We start from the raw sequence: 21,832 nt of genomic DNA, 5'->3' as shown, positions 1-21,832 counted from the left end.
CTACAGCAACTTAATGATCATGTTGGTCAGGGCCATCAATCCCAGAACCACGATGAGTCCGCGTAACCAACCAGGCGAAAGCTTGCGTCCAATCTTGGCGCCGATAAAGCCACCGATCAGTGATCCGACCGCAATCAACAAGACGATGAGCCAGTTGATGCGCTCGGGGGCGATCAGCAGATACATCACGGCGGCCATGAGGTTAACGATCAGCGAAAGAATTACCTTGATCGCGTTGGACTGTTGCAACGATGCGTGCAGGAATACCCCAAAGACCGCCATCAGCAGGACGCCCTGTGCCGCCGTGAAGTAGCCACCGTAAACGCCGATAACAAAGACCAAGATATACAAGATCATCGGTATTTTGGCACGGTCTGCCGCATCAGGATCCGAGCCACCTCGGGCCGCTTGGCGGGACTTGGCCCACGTAGCCAGTCGAGGCTGGAAGATCACCAAGACCAGTGCGCAAATGAGCAGCACCGGAGCGACGACCCCGAAAACGCTTTCAGGAAGGTTGAGCAGAAGTAACGAACCGATCAGACCACCAACAAGTGAGACGGGAATCAGCTTGAGCAGTGTTTTCTTGACGCTTGCCGCTTCTCGGCGGTAGCCCCAAGCTCCGGAGAACCCTCCGGCGACTAGACCCATTGCGTTGGATACAACCGCATTGACCGGCGCAGTACCCAAGGCAACAAGAATAGGGAAAGTAACCAGAGTGCCGGAACCAACAACGGTATTGATGGTTCCGGCCCAGAGGCCACCTATAAAGATCAGGGCTTCACGCCAAAATTCAACCACGCGGAGTGATCCCCTTTAGATAGTTCTCTTAGATCTTGGCAAAAGCCGAGAATCGTCCACCTTCGCGGCGAAGGGACAGCTTGAGACCGTACGTCGCTTCAAGGTTTTCTTCGGTAAGGGTGGACTCAAGTTCGCCAGCGGCAACAACTTCGCCTTCACGCATCATCATGATGTGCGTAAATCCGGCAGGAACTTCTTCAAGGTGGTGGGTCACGAGAACCAACGCAGGTGCGTCTTCGTCGGCTGCCAATTCGGCCATTTGCGCGACGAGTTCTTCTCGTCCTGCAAGGTCCAGTCCAGCTGCAGGCTCATCCAGAATCATCAGTTCCGGGTCAGTCATCAATGCGCGAGCAATCAATACACGCTTACGCTCACCCTCGGAGAGTTTGCCAAAAGGCTGATTCATGAAAGTGGACATACCCCACTGGTGTAGCAACTGGAAAGCACGACGCTCATCAAGCTTTTCGTACTGTTCACGCCAACGCCCGGTAGTACCGTAGGCAGCAGTCACCACAACGTTCAGTGCAGTCTCACTGGCTGGAATAGAATTCGCCACCAAGGCAGAGCTCAAGCCGATCAGGGGGCGCAGATCAAATACTGAAACCCGGCCTAGTCGTTCGCCGAGAATGTCGGCAGTTCCACGGGTAGGGTGCAACCGAGCGGCCGCAATATTCATGAGGGTCGATTTGCCGGCGCCGTTAGCACCGAGCACGATCCATCGTTGTCCTTCTTTAACTTCCCAGGACACGTCCTTGAGCAGTTCTTTTCGCCCGCGTACTACGCTGACATCTTTGAAAGTTAGCACTTCGCTCATGGTATTCAAGACTAGACTTTTCGGTGCTAATTCACTAATTGAATCACCGTCAAATCACCGCTTATCTCCCGGTCAGCACCGTCATGTTTGGTCGTAATCACAGAATCGACGAAAATTGGTTGCATGGCTTCTTCACTGGTTTTTGTCTCTCGCCCGTCTCTGCCCCGCACGCAGTTCCTTAATCTTTTGGAACTTGCTGTAGCTGCACACCTCATTCCGGAGGTTAGCGAGGAATCGATCAAGACCAGCCAAGATCGATTAGTTACCAAGTTGCATCTGCCTGATTCTGAGCGTAGCGAACTTCAAGACGATGCCAGTTCATTCCTCGATTCACAGGTGAGCGCTGGAAACATCAGTTATTCCGATGTATGCCTTGCTGTTGTTCCAGATGAGATCAGTGACGCGAAGCAGCTACTGCTTCTCATGGACGTTGATTCGACGTTGATTAAGCAGGAAGTTATTGAACTGCTCGCAGCGCACGCTGGGCGCGAAGCGGAAGTCGCTTCAGTCACCGAGGCCGCGATGCGTGGAGAACTGGACTTCGCACAGTCATTGATTCAACGGGTGGCCACACTAAAAAATCTTCCCGATTCTGTGCTTCAGGAAGTCGGTCAGCGCATCATCTTCTCAGATGGCGCACCATCGCTGGTCAAACGATTCCACGAAGCCGGCCACAAGGTCGCAGTGGTTTCGGGCGGGTTCCAGCAGATCCTCGACCCACTCGCGGCGACGCTAGGTTTGGACCATGCCCTTGCTAACACGTTGGGTATCACTGACGGAATCCTGGACGGAACCGTCCACGGCGAGATTGTTGACCGCACGATGAAGGAAACGAAACTTCGTCAATGGTCTGAGGAACACAAGATTCCACTGACTGCCACTATCGCTGCCGGGGATGGTGCCAATGATCTGTCTATGGTTTCAGCCTCAGGATTGGGTATCGCTTTTAATGCGAAGCCAGCGCTGCGTGATCAAGCCGATGTGCGTCTAGATTTTGGTCGTCTGGATGTTATTGCTGATCTTGTACTTGATGATCTTAGCTAGTTGTTTCCCGACAACTAGATAACAATTCGGTACATGCGGGCCTTTAGGCACGTTGTTCAGTTGCTCCAGCGGTTAGTATTTTGACTGACGCATTAATGGCCTGTGGTAGATACCTCGACCGAGCGGCATCAACATTACGCTTTCGAAAGAACTCTAATACCAGTGCAGACCACACCTCAGGACACTAACCCCGCAACGCCTTCTAACAAGAAGAAGTCGAAGAGCAAGGCTAAGCCTTGGATCATCGGCGGATCGTGCGCGGTAGCCCTTACTGCGGCATACTTCGGCGCTGCCGCAGTGATCAGCTCGCAGGTTCCGGCCAACGCTTCGGTGGCCGGTGTAACTATCGGTTCCATGAGCAAGGATGAGGCTCAGGCGGAACTTTCCAAAGTCGCAACTCCGCTGGCCGAAAAGCCTGTCGCGCTCAAGGTTAACGGCAAGGACTACGAGCTAGATCCAGCTAAGGCTGGCTTGAGCCTGAATGTCGCTGACACGGTCGAAGACCTTACCTCCTACGAGGTCAATCCGGTCAAGCTCTATGAACGACTCACCAACGACTACAACGTCACTCCTGACCTTGATGTTGACGAGGACAAGCTCAAGACCCAGGTAGAGGCTCTGGCTAAGAAGGCCAATGCCGAAGCTTCTGAGGGAAACATTGAGTTCGCTGACGGACAAGCCAAACTGACCAAGCCGGTTGATGGTGTCGCTTTGAACACCGACGACGCCGTCGAGAAAATCAGTGATGAATGGTCCATCGACGGTTCCGCTATCGAGTTGCCCGCAGAGGTGAAGAAACCACAGATCGCTGAAAAGGATCTGCAGACCTTCTACGATGATCAGGTCAAGGCGTTGCTCAAGGATGACGTAACCCTTGATTCGGGCGATAAGAAGGCCACCGTTTCAGCTTCAGACATCGCAAGCGCAGCTTCGTACGCACCTAAGGATGGCAAGCCTGCCATTGTTTTGGATGACAAGAAGTTGTACAAGTCAGCGACCAAGGGCACGGATCTTTCCAGCACCGCCAAGGATGCAAAGATCACTTTGAAGGACGGTAAGCCTTCGATCACCGAGTCAGCCAACGGCATTTCTCTGGAAACCGATGGTTTGGGCGCAAAGGTGCTAGCGGCGACCACCGCTGCTAACCGCACTGCAACCGTGAAGATGACCGAAACTGAACCGGACTTCACTACCGCGGATGCCAAGAAGTTGGGCATCAAGGAACCGATCGTTGACTTCTCGACTCCGTATCCTGCCTCAGATAAGGTCCGCACCAAGAACCTGAAGGCCGGATCCGCACGAGTCACCGGTGTCATTGTTAAGCCTGGCGAACAATTCTCATTGTTAGATACCCTGGGCCCAATCACCGAGGCTAACGGTTACTTCACTTCAGGTGTTGTTGAAAACGGCTTCAGCTCGGAAGCAGTTGGTGGCGGTCTGTCGCAGATTTCCACTCAGATGTACAACGTCGGCTTCCTGGCCGGCTACGACGACATCACCCACAAGCCTCACTCCCGCTGGTTTGACCGCTACCCTGCTGGTCGTGAAGCTACCTTGTGGGAAGGCCAGGTCGATATGATCTGGAAGAACAACACTAAGTATGGCGTGATGGTTCAGGCTTGGGTTGACGACGATGCGGTTCATACCCGCCTGTGGTCCACCAAGTACTGGAAGGTCACCCAGAAGACCTCGGATAAGTACAACAAGACCAATCCTGAAACCAAGTACAACAGCGCTGAAAAGTGTGTTTCAGAATCTGGCGGACAAAAGGGCTTCACCATCGATGTCACTCGCTACCGTGAGTCCATTGACGGTTCCGATAAGCTCCCAGCCGATAAGAAGACATGGACTTACAGCCCATGGAACAAGATCATTTGTGGCGAAAAGCCATAACAGAATCCATTAGTTGACTATCGCCGGATGCCTTTCAAACAAAGGTATCCGGCGATTTTTTTAGAATCCTACCGATGATCCAAGAGTGCAAAACAAAGGCTGGTGTCCAACATCCGTGAGAGATGCTGAACACCAGCCTTTGGTGTTGCTAAAGCTGCAGGTCACTTACCGGCCTGCTCCAGGAAGTCTCCTGCGCCGCCAACCAGTTCGGTGTGTCCGGTTTCAACGTCAGCAAAGGCCATCTTGGCAACTTCAGCGCCGAACTCTTCAACGGAGTACAGCTTGCCAGCGGCCTCGCGGCGAGCATCAATTGCACCTGGCTCCATGCGGTTAAGCAGGGTTGCGGTGATGGTGCCCTCGATCATGTCACCCGAGACAACTACAAAGCTGATGTTCTTTTCGCTCAGCTGTGGAATCAGCTCGCGCAGTGCGTCTTCGCCGGCACGCTTGGACTTGGCCACTTCGTCGTAAGCGCCCATGGTGGAAACTTCATTGATGAAGTGTGCCTGGTGGCTGGTGACGAATACAACTCGGCCACCTTCGCTCATCTTTGGCAATGCTGCGGTGAGCATGGCTACCTGTGCGTCGCGGTTCAAACGCAGCGCGTAGTTCTCACCGAGGGAAGTTTCCATGCCACCCGAAGCGTTCAGTACCAGTACGTCTAGGGAGCCGAAGTTCTCAACTGCGGCGTCAACCAAAGCCTGTGGGCCCTCAACGGTTGTCAGGTCCGAGCCAACAGCTACGGCCTTGCCACCCTTTGCTTCGATCGCTGCAACGATCTTGTTTGCGCGTGGGGCCTTTGCGCGGTAGTTCACTACAACGCCAATGCCCTGCTCTGCCAACAGCTGTGCGGTAACCGCACCAATGCCGCGGGAGGAACCGGTAACTACTGCACCTTTGTATTCGCTCATTTTGATTGTTCTCCTTAGGTCTTCGGGAAAATTGATTGTGCCCTTACTTAGGGCAATGAAAACTTCTAGTGGCCCATGCCTAGGCCGCCGTCAACGGGAATCACGGCGCCGGAGATGTAAGCAGCCTCGTCACTGGCGATCCAGCGAACAACGTTGGCTACTTCTTCTGGCTCGGCGAAACGGTTGGCTGGAATATTAGCCAGGTAACCCTTTTGGGTTTCTTCTGGCAGCACAGAGGTCATTTCGGTGTTGATGAAGCCAGGTGCAACAACGTTTGCGGTGATGCCACGGGAGCCAAGCTCGCGGGTCAACGAACGAGCGATGCCTACCAAGCCGGACTTGGATGCTGCGTAGTTGATCTGTCCTGGCGAACCGTAGAGACCGACTACCGAGGAGATCAGGACAACACGGCCCTTCCTCAGGCGCATCATGCCCTTGCTTGCGCGCTTAATAACGCGGAAGGCGCCGGTGAGGTTGGTGTCGATTACCGAGCTGAAGTCATCTTCACTCATACGCAAGAGCAGGGTGTCCTTGGTGACGCCCGCATTAGCAACAAGTACTTCTACTGGACCGTGCGTTGCTTCAACTTCTTTGAACGCCTCATCGATCGATGCGCTGTCGGTGACATCAGCTTTGACACCCAACAGGCCGGCGGGAACCTCGCCGCTGCGGTAGGTGATAGCTACCTTGTCGCCGTTAGCCTCAAAGGCACGAGCGATCGCAAGGCCGATGCCGCGGTTGCCGCCGGTCACGAGGACGCTGCGGCCAGTGGTTGGTTCCGTAGTCAATGTATTTCTCCATTCATGCGCCTACTCAAGCGTGTCCGAATCATGTGATCGGGGCCTCGTCTGACGCACTTTGCCTAGTTAAGTAGCTTCTCCGTGATCAATCCTATTAGTTACTGGCTGGTTTTACCGCTTCGACAGCGCGTAGAAATTACGCTCTTCGCGCCACAAGTGAGACAATGGAAGCAGTTTCCGCACAGCAAAGTGAAGTCTTTTACATGTCATCTCAGCCCACGAATCATGATTCTGGTGAGCCGGGCGTTCACCGCATCACCGAAGCGCGTGAATCCCACAGCTCCGAGCGCGATAGCCGTGTGCGCAAGTACACGATATCGATGTCCGTGCGTATGGTTTGTTTCATCTTGGCATTTTTCTTTGATAACTGGCTGCGTTGGTTCTTCATTGCTGGCGCAGTGATCCTGCCCTATATCGCCGTGGTCATTGCCAACGGCGGTGCCGATCTAACCAAGCGCGAACCGGCTCCTGAGTTCTACAAAGCACCAGAGCCACAGCAGATTCCTGCAGCTGCCTCCACGCAAGAAACTAACTTTGATAACGATGACGTGATTGACGGAACTTTTGTTGATCAGCCCAGCAGCACCGACAAGGAGGACTAGTGGATTTATTAGGTTCACTGGGACAGCCTCAGTCCCCCGCCGAAGTTCAGTGCTCGCGTAAAGGATGCCGAAACCACGCGGAGTATCAACTGCTGTGGAACAATCCAAAAATCCACACTCCCGAGCGCCGTAAGATTTGGCTGGCCTGCCCGGAACATTTGCAGTGGCTGGAAACCTACCTCAAAGAGCGCCTTCTTCATCGCGAGACGTTGCCACTGTCCAGCACCTCAGGAGACACTGCGTAGATGTATCGATTTCTAGCAAGCACCCGCTGGGTTGGCTGGTTGGTACTGGTGGCGATCTTCGCCGCAGCGTGCATTAGCTTGGGCAATTGGCAAGCAAACCGTCGAGACCAAGTTCTTACCGGTATTGAACGAGTGAACCGCAATTACTTTGCTGACCCGGCTACCGGCGAAGAGGCGTTAGCCAAGTTCAAACAGCTTCCAGAAGAAAAGACCTGGATGACTGTCTCACTCACCGGTAGCTACATCGCTGATGACACCTACATTGTTCGAAACCGCATCAAAGCGGGCCGCCCTGGTTATGAAGTCCTCGTACCTTTTAAGACCAGCAACGGCGAAGTAGCGATTATTGACCGCGGGTATTTGCCTATTGGCGACAAGGAAAGTGGTCATCCCGACGCGGTGCCAGCACCACCTTCTGGACAAGTCACCATCAACGCTCGGCTGAAGCCTTCTGAAGTTCGTCTTGACCGCGGTGCTCCTGAGGGACAGATCGCTTCAATTCAGTTGCAAGATTATGCCCAGCACCTGAACTACGACATCGCTCAGGGTGCCTACGGCATCATGTATCAAGAAGATCCTGCCCCGGCTTCGGCTCCCCTGCCGTTGGATGCACCGGACATGGATGAGGGCCCACACCTATCCTACGAATTCCAGTGGTATGCCTTTGGTGTGCTCGCCTTTGTCGGTTTCTGGTACGCGGCACGACAGCAGAAGAAGCTCAACGCTGAAGATGCAGCTGAAATAGCTGAAGCTAAGGCACTGGGTTTTGACGAACCTATTCACAAGGTTCGCAAGGTCCGCTCGGCTGAAGACAAAAAATTTAGGCGCGACGGTTCGCTAACCGATGAGGCCACCGAAGACGCGATGCTGGATCAGCCAGTGAGTTCTTCCCCAGATCAGAAGTAGCTAGCCCACTTGCCATTAGGCTCAAGGTGTCCAGCGAACGGCATCAGATTGGCAACTTTCTGTTGCGCTATCCTGCTCGCTGTTTTGGGCACAGGATGCATCAACGAGTCTGCGTTGGCCCAACGGTTCATCAAGCGTGAGGGTATAGGGCACGGCCTCATTTGATTGGCAGGTTTGCGCGTTGCCCTTCAGCGGTTCAACTACTAAACCAACTAAGACATCCTCGTTGGAGTAGCTCACCTGCGTTACGGTAATCTCTCCGGTCACCCCAGAGCCACAACCAATTCGAGTCACCTTCAAATCAAGGTGGGTGCTCTGTGCGGTCAGAGCCGCGGGGTCTGCTAGTTCCCATTATGCGTTGATCTGATCCGGTGTGTTCTTGGCACAGCCACTTAGTGACATAGTGGCCACGATCAGGCCAACACAAGCAACTCGGAAAAGCTCTGTAGATAAACGCATGGCTTGGCACATCCCATCTAGTGGTGTTGTGCCAAGCCTACGAGATTCGAGCTTTGCGGTAAACGCTTAGGTCAGCGAGACCAATTCTAGGTAGTCCTCGTTGAACAAGTCTTCGTCGCCGTCAGGCAAGATAACTACACGTTCTGGCTTCAAGGACATGACTGCGCCCTCATCGTGGCTGACCATAACTACTGCACCTGGGAAGGTGGACAGTGCGCCCAAAACCTCGGCGCGGGACGCTGGGTCCAAGTTGTTAGTCGGCTCATCAAGAAGCAGTACGTTTGCGCTGGAAGCCACAATGGTTGCCAGAGCAAGACGAGTCTTCTCACCGCCGGAAAGTACACCGGCAGGCTTGGACACGTCATCACCAACAAACAGGAATGAACCTAGGATCGAACGCACATCAGCGTCATTGAGGTGATCAGGTGCGTTACGACGCATGTTATCCAGTACCGAAGCTTCTGGATCCAGGGTGTCGTGTTCCTGTGCGAAGTAGCCGATCTTCAGGCCGTGGCCTGGAATGATCGAGCCGCTATCCGGTTCGGCCACACCTGCGAGCATACGCAGCAAGGTGGTCTTACCAGCACCGTTCAGTCCCAAGATCACGACCTTTGAGCCGCGGTCAATAGCCAGCGACACGTCGTTGAAGATCTCCAACGAGCCGTAAGCCTTGGACAGGCCCTCGGCCATCAATGGGGTCTTGCCACATGGTGCTGGATCCGGGAAGCGCAGTGCGGCGACCTTATCGGAAGAACGCTCTTCCTGAAGGCCGGAGAGCATACGATCCACACGCTTAAGCATGGACTGTGCTGCCGAAGCCCCCGAGGCACGAGCCTTCATCTTGTTGGCCTGAGCCTGCAAGACCGAAGCCTTCTTCTCGATGTTGGTACGCTCGCGCTTACGAGCACGCTCATCGGTTTCGCGCTGGATTTTGTAGCGCTTCCAGTTCATGTTGTAGACATCGACTACACCACGGTTGGCGTCAAGGTTCAGCACCTTGTTAACGGTTTCTTCCATCAAGCCGGTGTCGTGGCTGATCATCAGCACGCCGCCAGCGTAGTTCTTGATGAAATCGCGTAGCCACATGATCGAGTCAACGTCCAAGTGGTTAGTTGGCTCATCGAGCAGCAGAGTTTCGGCATCCGAGTAAAGGATTCGGGCCAATTCCACACGACGACGCTGACCACCGGAAAGAGTGCGCAACGGCTGATCCAAGATACGGTCCGGCAAGTCCAAGTTGGCGCAAATTGCTGCAGCTTCAGACTCAGCGGCGTAACCACCGGCAGCGATGAATTCAGCTTCTAGGCGGTCATAACGACGCATGGCCTTTTCGGAGACGGCTTGGTCTTCGCTTGCCATCTCGTCACGGTTCTTGGCCAACTTGCCAAGGACAACGTCTAGTCCACGGGCGCCAAGAATGCGGTCACGAGCCAGCTGCTCCATGTCCGGAGTTTTAGGGTCCTGCGGCAAGTAGCCGATGGATCCCTTGTAAGTTACTTCGCCCGACGCAGGCTGGGTTTCGCCGGCGAGGACCTTGGTCATGGTCGTCTTTCCGGCACCGTTTCGGCCCACCAGTCCGATCTTGTCGCCCTTGTCGATGCGGAAGTTTACTTCGTCCATCAGCAAGCGGGCGCCGACGCGTAGCTCAAGGTTGGCTACGGAAATCATATGGTGTGGCCCTTTCACGCGGGAAAAAATATTATGGCCCGTTAATGGGCAACTTAACTAGTCTACTAGCCAAGAGCTAAACCACTGGTGGAAAGTGCATAAACTAACAATCCGCAGTGGTTCACCTCTTGGCTAACTACCCAGCTGGGAGCGGTAATCCTTCATCTGAATTAGACGACGGCGCAACGAGCCTTCACGGCGAAGGTCGCCGCCGCTGGTTTTATCGATATGTTCCTTGCCAAATCTCCACAGCAATACATCATCAAGCAGACGGTCCGGCCCTGGAGAATAACGGTGATCAAGTGCGGCACGCACGTCGGTCACCACATTGGCATCAAGTAGCTGAGCGAGTTGCCACGTCTGGTTAATCTCGTGGGCATCAAGTAATTCTGCGGCCCACGACCAGTCGTCATCACGCTTACGGTCAACGTGCGGCAACAGGGTTTGCCAGATCTCACCAATTTTTTCACTGGTCAGCGGCTCAGCACCGGCACCTTGTTGGTCGTGATAACCATTAAGTCGGTGATAGAGCTCGTCAATGTCGGTGAAGTAATCTTCCACGGTTTCCAGCATGGCTGCAGTGGCGGTGAAATGCCGGTCAATCTGTGGATTCCAAGCTGCCTCGCCCGGGTGCTTAAAGCGGATGTCATGTTCCATCTCGCTCCACGCGTGCTGGAGCACGGTGCGGATCTGCACTTCAAAAACAAAGTTTCCGCTGGCTACTACAGGCTTGCCCAACGCTTCTTGGAATTTGCGTACGGTAGGTTCGCTACGGGTTTTTAGCAGCAGGTGTCGTGAGGAGTATCCGTAGGTTCCGGATTCAACCGAGCCAATATCCTTCTCCCGGTCGCTTCGGCAATCGAAAGAATCCCGGTGCGATTTGGTCAGGCTAGCCACCTGTTGGATCTCGTGAGGCAGCATGACGATGATTCGGATACCGACCATGTCATGGATTTCGCGCAACGGATTCGGAAATTCCAGTACCGGTGCGCTCTCGGAGGTTTCTTGCAGCCGACGCGAGGCCTTGGCAGTAAATGACGCAGCAGATTTAACCCGACCAGTGATGAACAACGGCTGGACTTCACTTTGAGCAAATAGCCTACGGATCTTGGCCTTCATGGCCGACATAACCGTATTCAGTTCGCCGGTTACAGATTTGTACTGTTCAACGGCGGTCGCAATGTTCTCAGAGAACTCGTCGTCCTTCTGTTCATGCTGTGGAACCGTCATTGCTGCCTCCTAGGTGCTGATCTGCTCGTTGCTTTAGTCCTTATACTTGCTCTCGCCGGCCGGGATTCTCTATGTGAAATTACGGACGGGAAAGACGCTTGGCCATGTCGTCAAACAACGGGGCCTTATCTTCTACAGGCTTGCCTGGCTTAGCCTTTGGCGCTGCAGCGGTCTGCGGATTCTGGGCGGTCTGGGTGTTTGCCTTGGCGCTGGCGGTTTTTGCATCAGCGCGTGCGCTGGCAATACCTTCGGCGCGAGCACGAGCCAGAGCGTCTTGATGCTGCTGTTCCAGTTCAGTCAAACGCTCGGACTCAGCAGTCTGCGCATCGGTCAACGCTGCACTGTATCCATCATCGTAAGCAACACCGTATTTCTCGGCGTTGGCCTGCTCTTCGTCGTATTCCAATTCAGCGCGAAGCTTCGAGGCTTCTGACTTCTTCTGGTACATGTGCACGGTCAAGTGAGTGATGGCCAAAAGAACGATTGGAGGCATGGCTGCCACAAGCGCCGAAACAACCGCTGGCACACCGTTTTCGATGGAATCAACGGTAAGAATCGCGTGGGTTGAGTTTGCGGCCGTGGATACCACTGCGCCGAAGAACAATAGTGACCATGGGTAGACCATGGCCTTGCGGCTAAAGCCGTTCAAGGCGACGATGGCCACGGTTGCGGCAACGATCATACCGTCAATGATGATTGGCCAGATCCAGGCTAGGCGGGGGCTAATTCCTGAACGTTCGGCGAGGTCGGTCAGTGCGGCGAACGACAAAACGAATGCGCCAATGGCGATCAGAACCGTTGCGCCGACAGCGGTACCTAGGACTGCCTTGTGCGGTTCATTCGGGATGTCGAGCTTATTTTCTTCCATGCTGCAGGGCAGACCTAACTTCTCAATATTCGGATATGTCGTCGAAAGCGAGTTTGATAGCCCCAAGTTACTGGTCAAAAAGCCATCAGTTCTTATTTTAGCCCCACATGATCAGTGCTATTGCGCCGGAGGTCTTATTGCTCGACGATCAATAAATCCGGTGCCACTAACCATGGCCGCCAGTCCCCGCAATTGTGAATCCGCAAGGAAGAATACCGTGCTAATTACCATGTACGCGGTGAGCACCATATTCAGTACTGGGTAGGGACTTAGATCGGTGATACTGGTGGAAATTTGGAAAAGGAAGGTAACCCCGCCGAAGCCAAGAACGCTTCGCAGTACCGCTCGCCAGGCCGGCGCCGGGCCACCGTTTTCTCCGGTAACCATGAGCCAGGCGCAACGCTGTCCGAGCGATGCGCGCCCTGGGGTGAGGTTGGGCAGCAAGAAGACGAAGAAGACAACCACTACTGGGATCCACAGATTCATCAGCTTTTCGTTGGTCACCGGCCCGCCTAGTTCTTCTACCAGTGAGCGTGCGCCTGAGATAACAAAAACGGCGCCGGTAGTGATCGCTAGATCAAAAACGTTGGCCAGTACTCGGCGTGCACGACTAACCCTGCGTGGAGCTGCGAATCGCGCGTCCCCTTCCCCTGGACCAGTCAGGAAGCTGAACACGGGCAAGTAGGCAAAGACTGCGCCAGCTAGTGTCCCGGCGGTATTCATGATTATGTCATCAACATCAGCTACGCGGTAGGCGCAGTCGTACAGTCCCCAGATGCCGGTGTACTGGGTCAACTCAATTGAAAGCGACGCTGCAAAGCCAAGCACGATGGCGGTGAAGATATTTCCTCTGAGCCAGCGCACGGCCAGAAGTCCCAAGGGCATGAACAAAATGACGTTGAAGATCACTTGCCACAGGGTAAAACTGGTCGCAAAACCACGCATCCCTTGCTCGGCGATAGTTAGTTGAAAGTCGTTAACAAAGTGCCCCGGGTTTAGCTGCGGAAGACCGCGTCCCGGAACGCAGGCCGCACTACGCGAGCTAGGCAGTGGCAACATGGTGTAACTGAATAAACCGAAGCCATACACCGCTGCCGCAGCAGTGGTAATGGTCCTACGCCAAGACAGTCGACCATGCCGACGGTACTGAAGTGCCAATAGGAAAATGCCTGCAGCGCCCAAGAAGAGGGCACCACCAAGCATGGCTATGGTCGCTGGCCAGAACATCGTTTGCATAGTTCAATCTAAGCCGATGCTCCAAAGTAAGCCCTGTGCCCGGATGTGTGATCTTGACTATCTACGATTTTTTGTTGCGGTGTTCCGCGCTGTCCAAGGGCCCGAACGGACCATCAAGAACCCGACGCGTAGTCGAATCAAAGCGGAAGAGCCCGACAAACAGCAATACCGTCAGCACGCCAGCAAAAGTCTTCATCATCCATGCTGTGTGCCATTGCTCTATGGAAAGCTGGTCAACAAAAACGGCAACCAGAATGAGGCTGGAAGCATAGATCATCAATTTTTCGGAGGTCCAAGACACCCGGTGCGAGATGGCGAAAAATGCCATAAGCCAAAGAATGTACCAAGGCTGAATGATGGGTGCCAGCAAGACCACTGCAGACAGGGACCAAGCTGTGAGGCGTACCGGATTTGAGATGTTCTTGGCCAACGCAAGACGAGCCACAATGGCCAGGGCAAATAGTTGGAACAGCTGAACGACAATGCTGTTCACTAGTAACGCGTTGCCACCAAGCAGTCCGGCCAGTTTGCTAAGGCTCCAACCGACCAGGCCCACCGGTGCATAGGGGAAGGCCGCATCGCCGGCGCTGAACATCGCAGGGATCCAACCGAACCAGAGGTTTGTCACCGCACCAATGATGGTCAACCAGATCAATGACAGGACAGAGACTTTGGCCCAGACCATCCAACGAGCACGTTTGGATGGATTTTTGTTCAGGAGAATCAAGCCGATAAATGGCAGTGCCAGAAGCACGATCGGTTTAACCGAAACTGCCATCGCCAAGGCCATCGTTGAGGCAACAGGGCGCCGATCATAGGCATAGGCCAACGCGCTGAAGACACCGGCAATCATTAGTGCGTCGTTATGCACGCCGCCAATCATGGTCAGCAAGAACAGTGGGTTACCTACAATTGCCCAATTGGCCCAGTTAGGATTCTGTCCCATCTTCTTGGCCAACTTTGCGGTGAAGTGATAACAGCCAAGTACACCCAGGGCCGCAACAATGCGAAGCAGGCCCACTCCGATTTCCGGAATGCCATTTGAGGCAAAAAAGATGATGCGGGCCAAAACCAAGAAGAAGGGACCGTAGGGCGATGGAGACTGCGCCCAGAGGCCGTCTGATCCTCCATCGAACCAGCCGGGTAGGGCTGAAATCCCTTCAGCGTAGGGAGACTTGTCGGCATGCAACATTCGTCCCTGAGCAAGGTAGGAATATACGTCACGGCTCAGAATGGGGAAACTCAACATGAGCGGTGCTGACCACATCGTGATGAGCTTGCCCAATTGTCCTGAAGTAATGTCAGTTGACTTCTGAACCCGTGGACGGGTGACAACCCACGTTCGGGTCAGCCAGACCATGCCCAAGGCCATGAGCACAATGCAGGTAATGACGCCGCTCGCCTCGGTACGAAATTCGATGAAGAATCCACTCCGAGCTATCGGCGAGAGCTGATTGCGCGGAAACCAGCCAATCCCCCAGGACGCGACGGTGATCATCACCGACGCTGCAAAGCCCTGCCATCCAAGCGATCGCAGACTTTCCCCCTGTAATTTCCGGCGAATTTCCAGCACTGTCACTAGGCCTTCTTTTCCTTTGTCAGCCAATTAGTTGAGCTCAAGAGGTCAGGGACAATTGACTTGGTTTTCCGATCAAAGAAGACAAGATAGACGGCGCAAGCGATGGAGGTTCCCCAGGAAATCATTTGTACGCGAGGCACCAGGGATTCTTGCAAGAATTGCCAGACGAAAATTTGGTCGGCAGCTTGGTAGGCCAAGAAGAAAATAGTGGTCAAGTGTAGCCACAGCATCTGCCAGTCATCGCGAAGTCCGGTGACCGCGAAGAACGGCAGAAGCCACAAGAGGTACCAAGGCTGAATGACTGGGGACAAAACCACAATGGCCGAATAGGCAATGGCCATGCGCTGAACCAAATGTGAGTACTTTCCACGGAACATCAACACCATGGCTACGCCAACACCGAGCAGACGACCAATGGTGCTGATGGTTGGGAGCACTCCGGTTGATTCAAGCCCAAACGAGTGGAAGATGCTCGTCATTGCGACGGTCATCAAACCCAGCGGGGCAAAGATTGAGAATCCAGAACCGGTGTAGTGAAGCATGACATCTAGCCAACCGAACCAGTAGCCGTTCAACCAGCCAACGAAGGTCATCAGTGCCAGGAAGATCAGACCTGAATAGACCCAATACAAGATACGGCGTGGCCATTTGGCCTCGGGCCCGGCCCAAAGCAGACCGATAAATGGCAATAGAACCAACGTGATCGGCTTGACTCCGATGGAAGCAGCCAACACAACGATGGCCCAGAAACCGTGACGCTTGCACGCTAGGTAAACGGCCCATACGGACAGTCCAGCCATCAAAGCATCGTTGTGCGCGCTGGCCACAAAGTTCACCAGGAACAACGGGTTTGCCACAGTCATCCAGGTAGCTTTTGCCCCCGATACCCCGTGCAGTTCAGCAAGCTTTGGCACAAAATGCAAGCAAAGAAGAACACCGATAAACGCGATAGCGCGGAACGCGAGGATGGCGGCGTCGGTAGAGCCACCAACCAGTTTGGCTACCAAGTATTCAATGGAAAGAAAGAGTGGCCCATACGGGGTCCCATCTTGAGCCCACATGGTGTCGGTCCCCAGCTGGAACCAATTGTTCAAACTTGAGATGCCATCAACATATGGGTCCTGACCGGCTACCACCAGTCGCCCCTGGCCAAGGTAGGCAAAAGCATCGCGGCTCATGATTGGCAGGGCCACAAACATGGGAATGCTCCACAGCCAGACCGCCCGGCGAACAATCTTCAGTGATCCTTCGCCCCAGTCGCGAAGCTTCTGCCCTAGGCGCCACCAGGAGCGAAAGAGCAACCAGCAACCAAGCGCCAAGAGAATCACGCAGAGGATCACGCCCGAAGATTCGGTGCGCAGCATAATGAAAAACGGATCCCGATTCAGCGGGGAAACGCTAGCTAGCCAGCCAGTGCCGAAAGAGCCAAAAAGTATCAGCGAAGCGCCAATGACGCCACTGAGCAGCGTCTTGTTCACTCCAGCGTTTGGCTGGGATCGCACTGCTTCTAAGTTGCTGGCTGACACACTGACACCTCGTGCTGTAGCGGACCAAAATTCGTGAATTTCAAGGCCTACGTCGTATCAAAAGCTCTCCTGACAGAGGGTCTTTTGGTAGCCAGAATTCTCTGCCGATTTTAGCATTGTCTCTCCGCTTAGCTTGGGCAGGACACTGCTTGCACTCGTGCTTTCACCGCGTGCGCTCTCCCACAGGCGCGGAGCAAGTGTAGATTGGTTACGTGGCTAGTAACTCAGAAAAAATTGTATGGATCGACTGCGAGATGACCGGACTGGATCTGGTCAACGACGCACTGATCGAAGTAGCGGTACTGATCACCGATTCCGAATTGGAAATCGTTGATGAAGGAATTCAGGTTGTCATCAAGCCTGAAGATGCTGCTTTGGCACAGATGAACGACTTTGTGCGCAACATGCACACCGTCAGTGGCTTGCTCCCAGAGCTGGAACAGGGTTTGAGCATGGACGAAGCCCAGCGCATCGTGGTGGAGTACATCAAGAAGCATGTTCCTGAAGCAAATAAAGCGCTGCTCGGTGGCAACTCGGTAGGGACAGACAAGAACTTCTTGGCTCGGGATATGCCTGAAGTGATTGAGCACCTGCACTACCGGATCATTGATGTTTCCACGCTGAAGGAACTGAGCCGTCGCTGGTACCCGAAGGCGCACTATGCGGCCCCTGCCAAGACCGGCAACCACCGTGCCCTAGGCGACATTCAAGATTCGATTAATGAGCTTCGGTACTACCGAGAGACCATCATGGTTCCAGCTCCCGGACCAAGCACTGACGAGGCCAAAGCTGTAGCAGCTCAAATCGTTACCAGCGACGACCAGTAGTCGCACCGGAACCCTTGGGGCGCAGAGTGATGCACTGCATAGCGCCCCTGGGGTTCCCGATTGGCTAATAGGTGAGAAATATGTGTATAGTATTTCTCGTTGCCAGATACGAAATCAGTTTTCAAATGCATTCTGACTAGTAATAAAGCAAACATGGTGGGTATAGCTCAGTTGGTAGAGCGTCTGGTTGTGGTCCAGAAGGTCGCGGGTTCAAACCCCGTTACTCACCCCATATCAAAAGGCTTGATTCGAAACTTAGGTTTCGTACCAAGCCTTTTCTTCGTTCACCCTCTTGCGAGCATCAGACAAGCGGCTGGCGGCATCATTGCCCACGCCAGGCTTCCACTTCTTTTGCGCGCAAGATTTGCCCACAAGGCTCGAACCAATGGCACATTAGTAAATGACACCTCGCCAGCATTTCGACTCGAAAATGAGCCTCTGGTCACAAACCAACGGCTCACGCTTTCCTGATTAGTATTGAACGGCAAACTACGTGTATAGTATTTCTCGTTGCCGGATACTTAGTCACCAGCTCTAGAGCGTCTGACTAGTATTGAAGTGAACATGGTGGGTATAGCTCAGTTGGTAGAGCGTCTGGTTGTGGTCCAGAAGGTCGCGGGTTCAAACCCCGTTACTCACCCCATATCAAAAGACTCGATTCAGAACTTAGGTTCCGAATCGAGTCTTTTGCATTCTCAGTCCTATTGACGCAGCTCTGGTCCGCGTACTTACATCCATTCAGGGTTCAACAAACGCAACCCAAGAACCGCAGATGCGCAGTTTGCCTCACTTTGAATCAAAAGCAGTGGGCACTGACGCGGAACCTACGGCGAGCGCGTTCCTGATCACCAAGTCCGCTCAATGCGGCGCACAAACCGTTGCTCGGTCCCCCACTCAACATGCTTTCGACAATGGGCACAGTATGTAACGTGAATGATTTGACGCCCGTACCTTTCGGAGCAATACCAGTTGGATGCGCAGGTCCACGTGGTGCAGAGGAGATTTAGTCCAACCAACTAGCATCGAGGCCTCGCATTACCCTTAGGCCCGTTCAACGCTTATCTACTCATGCGCATCGAAATACGGATCACCTGACTCGCGCACAATTGGTCGTTACCAGGGGCACCCCTTAGAACAGCTGAACTCACCTACTCAGGCCCCCACGTTGCATCAACCGACCGACTCAGGAGATTTTACCGCAGCTTCGGACTTCCGCGCTTTGCGCTGAGTCTGGCTGGAGTTCGGAGAGCGCATGACGTTCCACCCCAACCTCTTGTTGCCTTCTTGTCACACTTCGGCAAATTCAACACCATATTCGAAACTATGTTCGAATCTGTTGATTTTTGGGGTCTATCCCCCTGTTTTTCGAGACTTCTAGCGTTATTTTGCGACTTGATGCAAAGTTTTACAGCTCAAATAGGCGCGAGTTGGCTCGACCACCCATAATGGATGTTGTACTTTGGCAGGCCTCTGTGCTTTTTGCCTGCGTCCAATCCACCGAAAGGTACTCCCCCTGTGAAACGCGCACTTCTTGAAGAGGACCACGAGCAGTTCCGTGAATTGGCAACGGAGTTCAATACTCGTGAAGTCTCCGGAAAATACGCCCAGTGGGAGAAGGACCACCAGATTCCACGTGAGGTTTGGCAGTCAGCCGGCGAGAACGGCTTGCTTGGGCTTGCTGTTCCTGAAGAGTTTGGCGGAATGGGAATCGATGACTACCGATTCCGTGTCGTTCTTGATGAAGAGTTCGTCCGCGCCGGGCACCTAGCCCTTGCCTTGGCCTTCCATCTGCACGATGATCTGGTTCTGCCGTACTTGATCAATTACGGTACTGACGAATTGAAGGCCAAGTGGCTTCCTCGGATGGTGGATGGTTCTACAATCACTTCTTGCGCCTTCACTGAGCCCGGAGCTGGTTCGGACCTACGTGCTGTTCGCACCAAGGCCGTACGTGATGGTGAGAATTGGCTGCTCAGCGGTCAGAAGACCTTCATAGGTAATGGTGCATTCGGAGATGCCGCTTTGGTACTTGCCCGTACTGACGGTGAAAGCGGTCGCGCCACGGCGCAGTCGTTCTCGTTGTTCATGGTTGAGCGTTCCGAGGGCTACAGCAACGGCACTCCCTTCGACAAGATGGGACTGCGTGCCTCTGACACCGCGGAGCTGTTCTTCGATGAGGTCAAGGTTTCTGATGCTGATCGCATTGGTGAGATCGGGCAGGGACTAACCTACGTCAAGGAACAGTTGCCTCAGGCACGCTTGGCTATTGCGGTAGCAGCATCTGCCATCGCCAGCGCATCATTTGAGCAAGCACTGGAGCACGCCTCCAATCGTTCAACCTTCGGTCAGGCCCTCACCGAGTACCAGAACACCCGCTTTGAACTGGCTAACCTGAAAACTGAGGCGCATGTCACCCAGACATTTGTTGATCAGGCGGTTGTTGCGTTTAACGAGGGTGAACTTAGTGCTGAGGAAGCTGCCGAAGTGAAGCTTTGGGCTAGTGAGAGCGCGAAAAAGCTTTCGGACAAGGCGTTGCAGATCCATGGTGGTTATGGCTACATCATGGAGTACCCAATTGCTCAATCCTTCACCGCGGCTCGTTTGTTGACCATCTTTGGTGGCACAAGTGAGATCATGCGTGAAACTATTGGACGAGCACTTTAAGCACTTTTGAAAGGACCTGATCACGTGCCAATCCGGCAGATCACAGTTTATGGAGAACCTGTTCTTCATCGTCGCGCAGTAGAAGTCACCGAGTTTGATGATGAGCTACGCCAGCTTGTTGCAGATATGCACGTGACCATGGACGAAGCCCACGGCGTGGGACTGGCTGCTCCGCAGGTTGGTATCGGTCTACGTCTATTCACCTATGTCTACGCAGACCAGGACACCGCTCCTGAGCGTGGTGTCATCATCAACCCGAAGCTAACCCTGTCCAAGGTGTCGCAAGCTCCGGCAGACGTTGATGACGAGTCCGAGGGTTGCTTGTCGGTCCCTGGGCTGAACTACCCGCTCAAGCGTGCGGACTATGCCAAGGTTGAAGGCTTTGATGAGTTCGGAAATCCGATCTCCTTCGAGGCTCACGACTGGTTCGCCCGGGTGATGCAGCACGAATACGATCACCTTGATGGTTTCCTCTACGTAGATAAGCTCCAACCTCGCTGGGATAAGCGTTGGAACAAAGCCAAGAAGTCTTTGGGCTGGGGCGTACCGGGCATTACCTGGTTGCCTGGCACCGACGAGGACCCCTTTGGTCACTAACGCTTTGGCTGCCTAGTTTGCAGTCTTGAAGTCAAGATATCGCTGATGTAGCGCCGCACCGAGTGTATCGGTCGGCGCTACATTTGTATTCCACACTTGCGTGGCTCGCCCTTGTTCAATCCAGAATGCATTAAACATGCCGTTGGTAGCTGGCATGATCGCTTTCTGCATGGGTGCATCGGCGATCAGATGCCGATCCGCGGTGGAGAGGTAGTACTCGTCGAACGGGCCTAACAACCGCTTGGGTAGTTCCACCTCGCCAGAGCTCTCAAGCTCTTGATGCGTGGCAGAGCCGGCAACTACTAGGTAATCCTCACCCCGCTCGTCTTGCCCTACTGCCACAAGCTGATCGGCCACCTCATTGGCCGCCTTGCGCATCGTTGTCAGGGTTTGTCCCGTGTACCAAGCGGCACCACGCAAAGTCGCAGGTGCATGGGAGCCTAGGTAGCGAAGCAACAATTCGTGCATCGGATCTGTGGGCACACGGTGATCACTGATCCAGCGATTTACCAGCACATAGTCTTGGGCGATCAGTTTGGCCTGCGCAGGAATCGGCCCCAAGCAGATTAGCCCGTTTTGTACCAGCACCAAGAGCACATGAAGTCCGCGCTGATTTTTAGTCGGTATCCCGTGACTCTCTAGCTCGGCAAAGATTGTGGCCCTACTGGCTCTTTGGTACTCAACAAGCAGTTTAGTGACGATGGTAGAGGCGCGGTCGATGGTTTGCGAATCTATCTGCAAAGCGCGCAAATTAGTCGCAGCTGTTTTCAGGGTACGCTCTCTGGCCGCCTGCACCATCCACTTGGCGTCCTGTGCCCTACAGATATGCAGGGTGCCACGCATGGTCCACGAACGAACGAGCTGGCCATCATTGAACAGCTCATTAACCTGTGCTCGGTTCGGTTCGGACGCTACCCGCTGAGCCAAGGCATAACGTCCGGCGGTGAAGTCTTGAGCTTGAATCGCCAACATATGCTCGGCTGCACCCAGCAAGCTTTGTGCAGGCTCACGTAATTTCTGACTGCGCATCCGCGCGGCCAACAACCGCTCTCGTTCCACGTCCTTGCCCTATCTCTCGCACCTAGAGCCGAGCGTAGCAGGAACGGGCTGGGGCATAAACGACTTTCGGGACCATGCCTCACGCATCATGCGCGAGGTACGGTCC

19 protein-coding genes and 2 tRNA genes are annotated in these 21,832 nt (G+C 54.1%); 10 read left to right on the top strand and 11 right to left on the bottom strand.

What is annotated here, in order from left to right; all coding sequences use genetic code 11:
* Positions 1–798: a sulfite exporter TauE/SafE family protein gene (locus ACT3RW_RS07615; protein ID WP_131088145.1), complete on the bottom strand. Its 798-nt coding sequence runs from the start codon at positions 796–798 to the stop codon at positions 1–3.
* A gap of 28 nt (positions 799–826) precedes the next feature.
* On the bottom strand, positions 827–1,612 hold the full coding sequence (locus ACT3RW_RS07610) for an ABC transporter ATP-binding protein (RefSeq protein WP_131088144.1): 786 nt from the start codon (positions 1,610–1,612) through the stop codon (positions 827–829).
* A 123-nt stretch (positions 1,613–1,735) separates the two neighbouring features.
* Between ACT3RW_RS07610 and serB the strand changes: the two genes are divergently transcribed.
* Together serB and ACT3RW_RS07600 are read left to right on the top strand one after the other, a co-directional pair.
* Positions 1,736–2,656, top strand: coding sequence for a phosphoserine phosphatase SerB (gene serB, locus ACT3RW_RS07605; RefSeq protein WP_444613350.1), 921 nt, complete (start codon positions 1,736–1,738; stop codon positions 2,654–2,656).
* Between the two features lie 162 nt (positions 2,657–2,818).
* Positions 2,819–4,549, top strand: coding sequence for a VanW family protein (locus ACT3RW_RS07600; protein WP_444613349.1), 1,731 nt, complete (start codon positions 2,819–2,821; stop codon positions 4,547–4,549).
* Between the two features lie 161 nt (positions 4,550–4,710).
* On the opposite strand, the gene ACT3RW_RS07595 is transcribed toward ACT3RW_RS07600, so the two are convergent.
* Both ACT3RW_RS07595 and ACT3RW_RS07590 read right to left on the bottom strand, forming a co-directional pair.
* Positions 4,711–5,460 carry an SDR family oxidoreductase gene (locus ACT3RW_RS07595; RefSeq protein ID WP_444613348.1) on the bottom strand — a complete coding sequence of 250 codons (750 nt, stop codon included), beginning with the start codon at positions 5,458–5,460 and terminating at the stop codon, positions 4,711–4,713.
* A 65-nt stretch (positions 5,461–5,525) separates the two neighbouring features.
* Positions 5,526–6,248 (bottom strand): beta-ketoacyl-ACP reductase, encoded by a 723-nt coding sequence (locus ACT3RW_RS07590; RefSeq protein ID WP_131088140.1) that lies wholly within the window; start codon positions 6,246–6,248, stop codon positions 5,526–5,528.
* Positions 6,249–6,463: 215 nt separating this feature from the next.
* Between ACT3RW_RS07590 and ACT3RW_RS07585 the strand changes: the two genes are divergently transcribed.
* From ACT3RW_RS07585 to ACT3RW_RS07575, 3 genes are read left to right on the top strand one after another with little or no spacing between them, the layout of a single operon-like run.
* The gene (locus ACT3RW_RS07585; RefSeq protein WP_165477262.1) at positions 6,464–6,862 is read left to right on the top strand and encodes a DUF3099 domain-containing protein; all 399 of its coding nucleotides are present in this window, start codon (positions 6,464–6,466) and stop codon (positions 6,860–6,862) included.
* Positions 6,862–7,107, top strand: coding sequence for an acetone carboxylase (locus ACT3RW_RS07580; RefSeq protein WP_131088138.1), 246 nt, complete (start codon positions 6,862–6,864; stop codon positions 7,105–7,107). The genes ACT3RW_RS07585 and ACT3RW_RS07580 overlap by 1 nt, the downstream gene beginning before the upstream one ends.
* The gene (locus ACT3RW_RS07575) at positions 7,108–8,013 is read left to right on the top strand and encodes an SURF1 family cytochrome oxidase biogenesis protein (protein ID WP_444613347.1); all 906 of its coding nucleotides are present in this window, start codon (positions 7,108–7,110) and stop codon (positions 8,011–8,013) included.
* A 525-nt stretch (positions 8,014–8,538) separates the two neighbouring features.
* Here ACT3RW_RS07575 and ACT3RW_RS07570 read toward each other — a convergent pair.
* The 6 genes from ACT3RW_RS07570 to mptB (ACT3RW_RS07545) all read right to left on the bottom strand — a co-directional run bounded on the left by ACT3RW_RS07570 (position 8,539) and on the right by mptB (ACT3RW_RS07545) (position 16,579).
* Positions 8,539–10,140, bottom strand: a complete 1,602-nt coding sequence (locus tag ACT3RW_RS07570) for an ABC-F family ATP-binding cassette domain-containing protein (protein WP_131088136.1) — start codon at positions 10,138–10,140, stop codon at positions 8,539–8,541.
* Between the two features lie 132 nt (positions 10,141–10,272).
* On the bottom strand, positions 10,273–11,370 hold the full coding sequence (locus ACT3RW_RS07565; RefSeq protein WP_444613346.1) for a GTP pyrophosphokinase: 1,098 nt from the start codon (positions 11,368–11,370) through the stop codon (positions 10,273–10,275).
* Between the two features lie 79 nt (positions 11,371–11,449).
* Positions 11,450–12,238, bottom strand: a complete 789-nt coding sequence (locus ACT3RW_RS07560) for a DUF2637 domain-containing protein (RefSeq protein WP_444613345.1) — start codon at positions 12,236–12,238, stop codon at positions 11,450–11,452.
* A gap of 117 nt (positions 12,239–12,355) precedes the next feature.
* A complete protein-coding gene (locus ACT3RW_RS07555) occupies positions 12,356–13,474 on the bottom strand; it encodes a VanZ family protein (protein ID WP_444613344.1) in 1,119 nt (372 codons plus the stop codon).
* A 61-nt stretch (positions 13,475–13,535) separates the two neighbouring features.
* A complete protein-coding gene (mptB, locus tag ACT3RW_RS07550) occupies positions 13,536–15,053 on the bottom strand; it encodes a polyprenol phosphomannose-dependent alpha 1,6 mannosyltransferase MptB (protein WP_444613343.1) in 1,518 nt (505 codons plus the stop codon).
* Positions 15,053–16,579: a polyprenol phosphomannose-dependent alpha 1,6 mannosyltransferase MptB gene (gene mptB / locus ACT3RW_RS07545; protein WP_444613342.1), complete on the bottom strand. Its 1,527-nt coding sequence runs from the start codon at positions 16,577–16,579 to the stop codon at positions 15,053–15,055. Before mptB (ACT3RW_RS07545) ends, mptB (ACT3RW_RS07550) begins: the two co-directional genes overlap by 1 nt.
* A gap of 212 nt (positions 16,580–16,791) precedes the next feature.
* Here mptB (ACT3RW_RS07545) and orn point away from each other — a divergent pair, with 212 nt between their 5' ends.
* The 5 genes from orn to def all read left to right on the top strand — a co-directional run bounded on the left by orn (position 16,792) and on the right by def (position 20,667).
* The gene (orn, locus tag ACT3RW_RS07540; protein ID WP_444613341.1) at positions 16,792–17,406 is read left to right on the top strand and encodes an oligoribonuclease; all 615 of its coding nucleotides are present in this window, start codon (positions 16,792–16,794) and stop codon (positions 17,404–17,406) included.
* Between the two features lie 156 nt (positions 17,407–17,562).
* A tRNA-His gene (locus ACT3RW_RS07535) sits at positions 17,563–17,638 on the top strand.
* A 335-nt stretch (positions 17,639–17,973) separates the two neighbouring features.
* A tRNA-His gene (locus tag ACT3RW_RS07530) sits at positions 17,974–18,049 on the top strand.
* Positions 18,050–18,921: 872 nt separating this feature from the next.
* Positions 18,922–20,070, top strand: coding sequence for an acyl-CoA dehydrogenase family protein (locus ACT3RW_RS07525; protein ID WP_444613340.1), 1,149 nt, complete (start codon positions 18,922–18,924; stop codon positions 20,068–20,070).
* A 24-nt stretch (positions 20,071–20,094) separates the two neighbouring features.
* Complete coding sequence (gene def / locus ACT3RW_RS07520) at positions 20,095–20,667, top strand: peptide deformylase (protein ID WP_131088129.1); 573 nt, start codon at positions 20,095–20,097, stop codon at positions 20,665–20,667.
* Positions 20,668–20,679: 12 nt separating this feature from the next.
* Here def and ACT3RW_RS07515 read toward each other — a convergent pair whose 3' ends face one another.
* On the bottom strand, positions 20,680–21,726 hold the full coding sequence (locus ACT3RW_RS07515) for a winged helix DNA-binding domain-containing protein (RefSeq protein WP_444613339.1): 1,047 nt from the start codon (positions 21,724–21,726) through the stop codon (positions 20,680–20,682).
* Positions 21,727–21,832 lie beyond the last annotated feature (106 nt).

The organism is Glutamicibacter sp. AOP5-A2-18, from assembly GCF_052446055.1.
Classification (GTDB): domain Bacteria; phylum Actinomycetota; class Actinomycetes; order Actinomycetales; family Micrococcaceae; genus Glutamicibacter.
The sequence above is the reverse complement of the archived record's forward strand: the minus strand, read 5'-3'. Positions and strand labels throughout refer to the sequence as shown.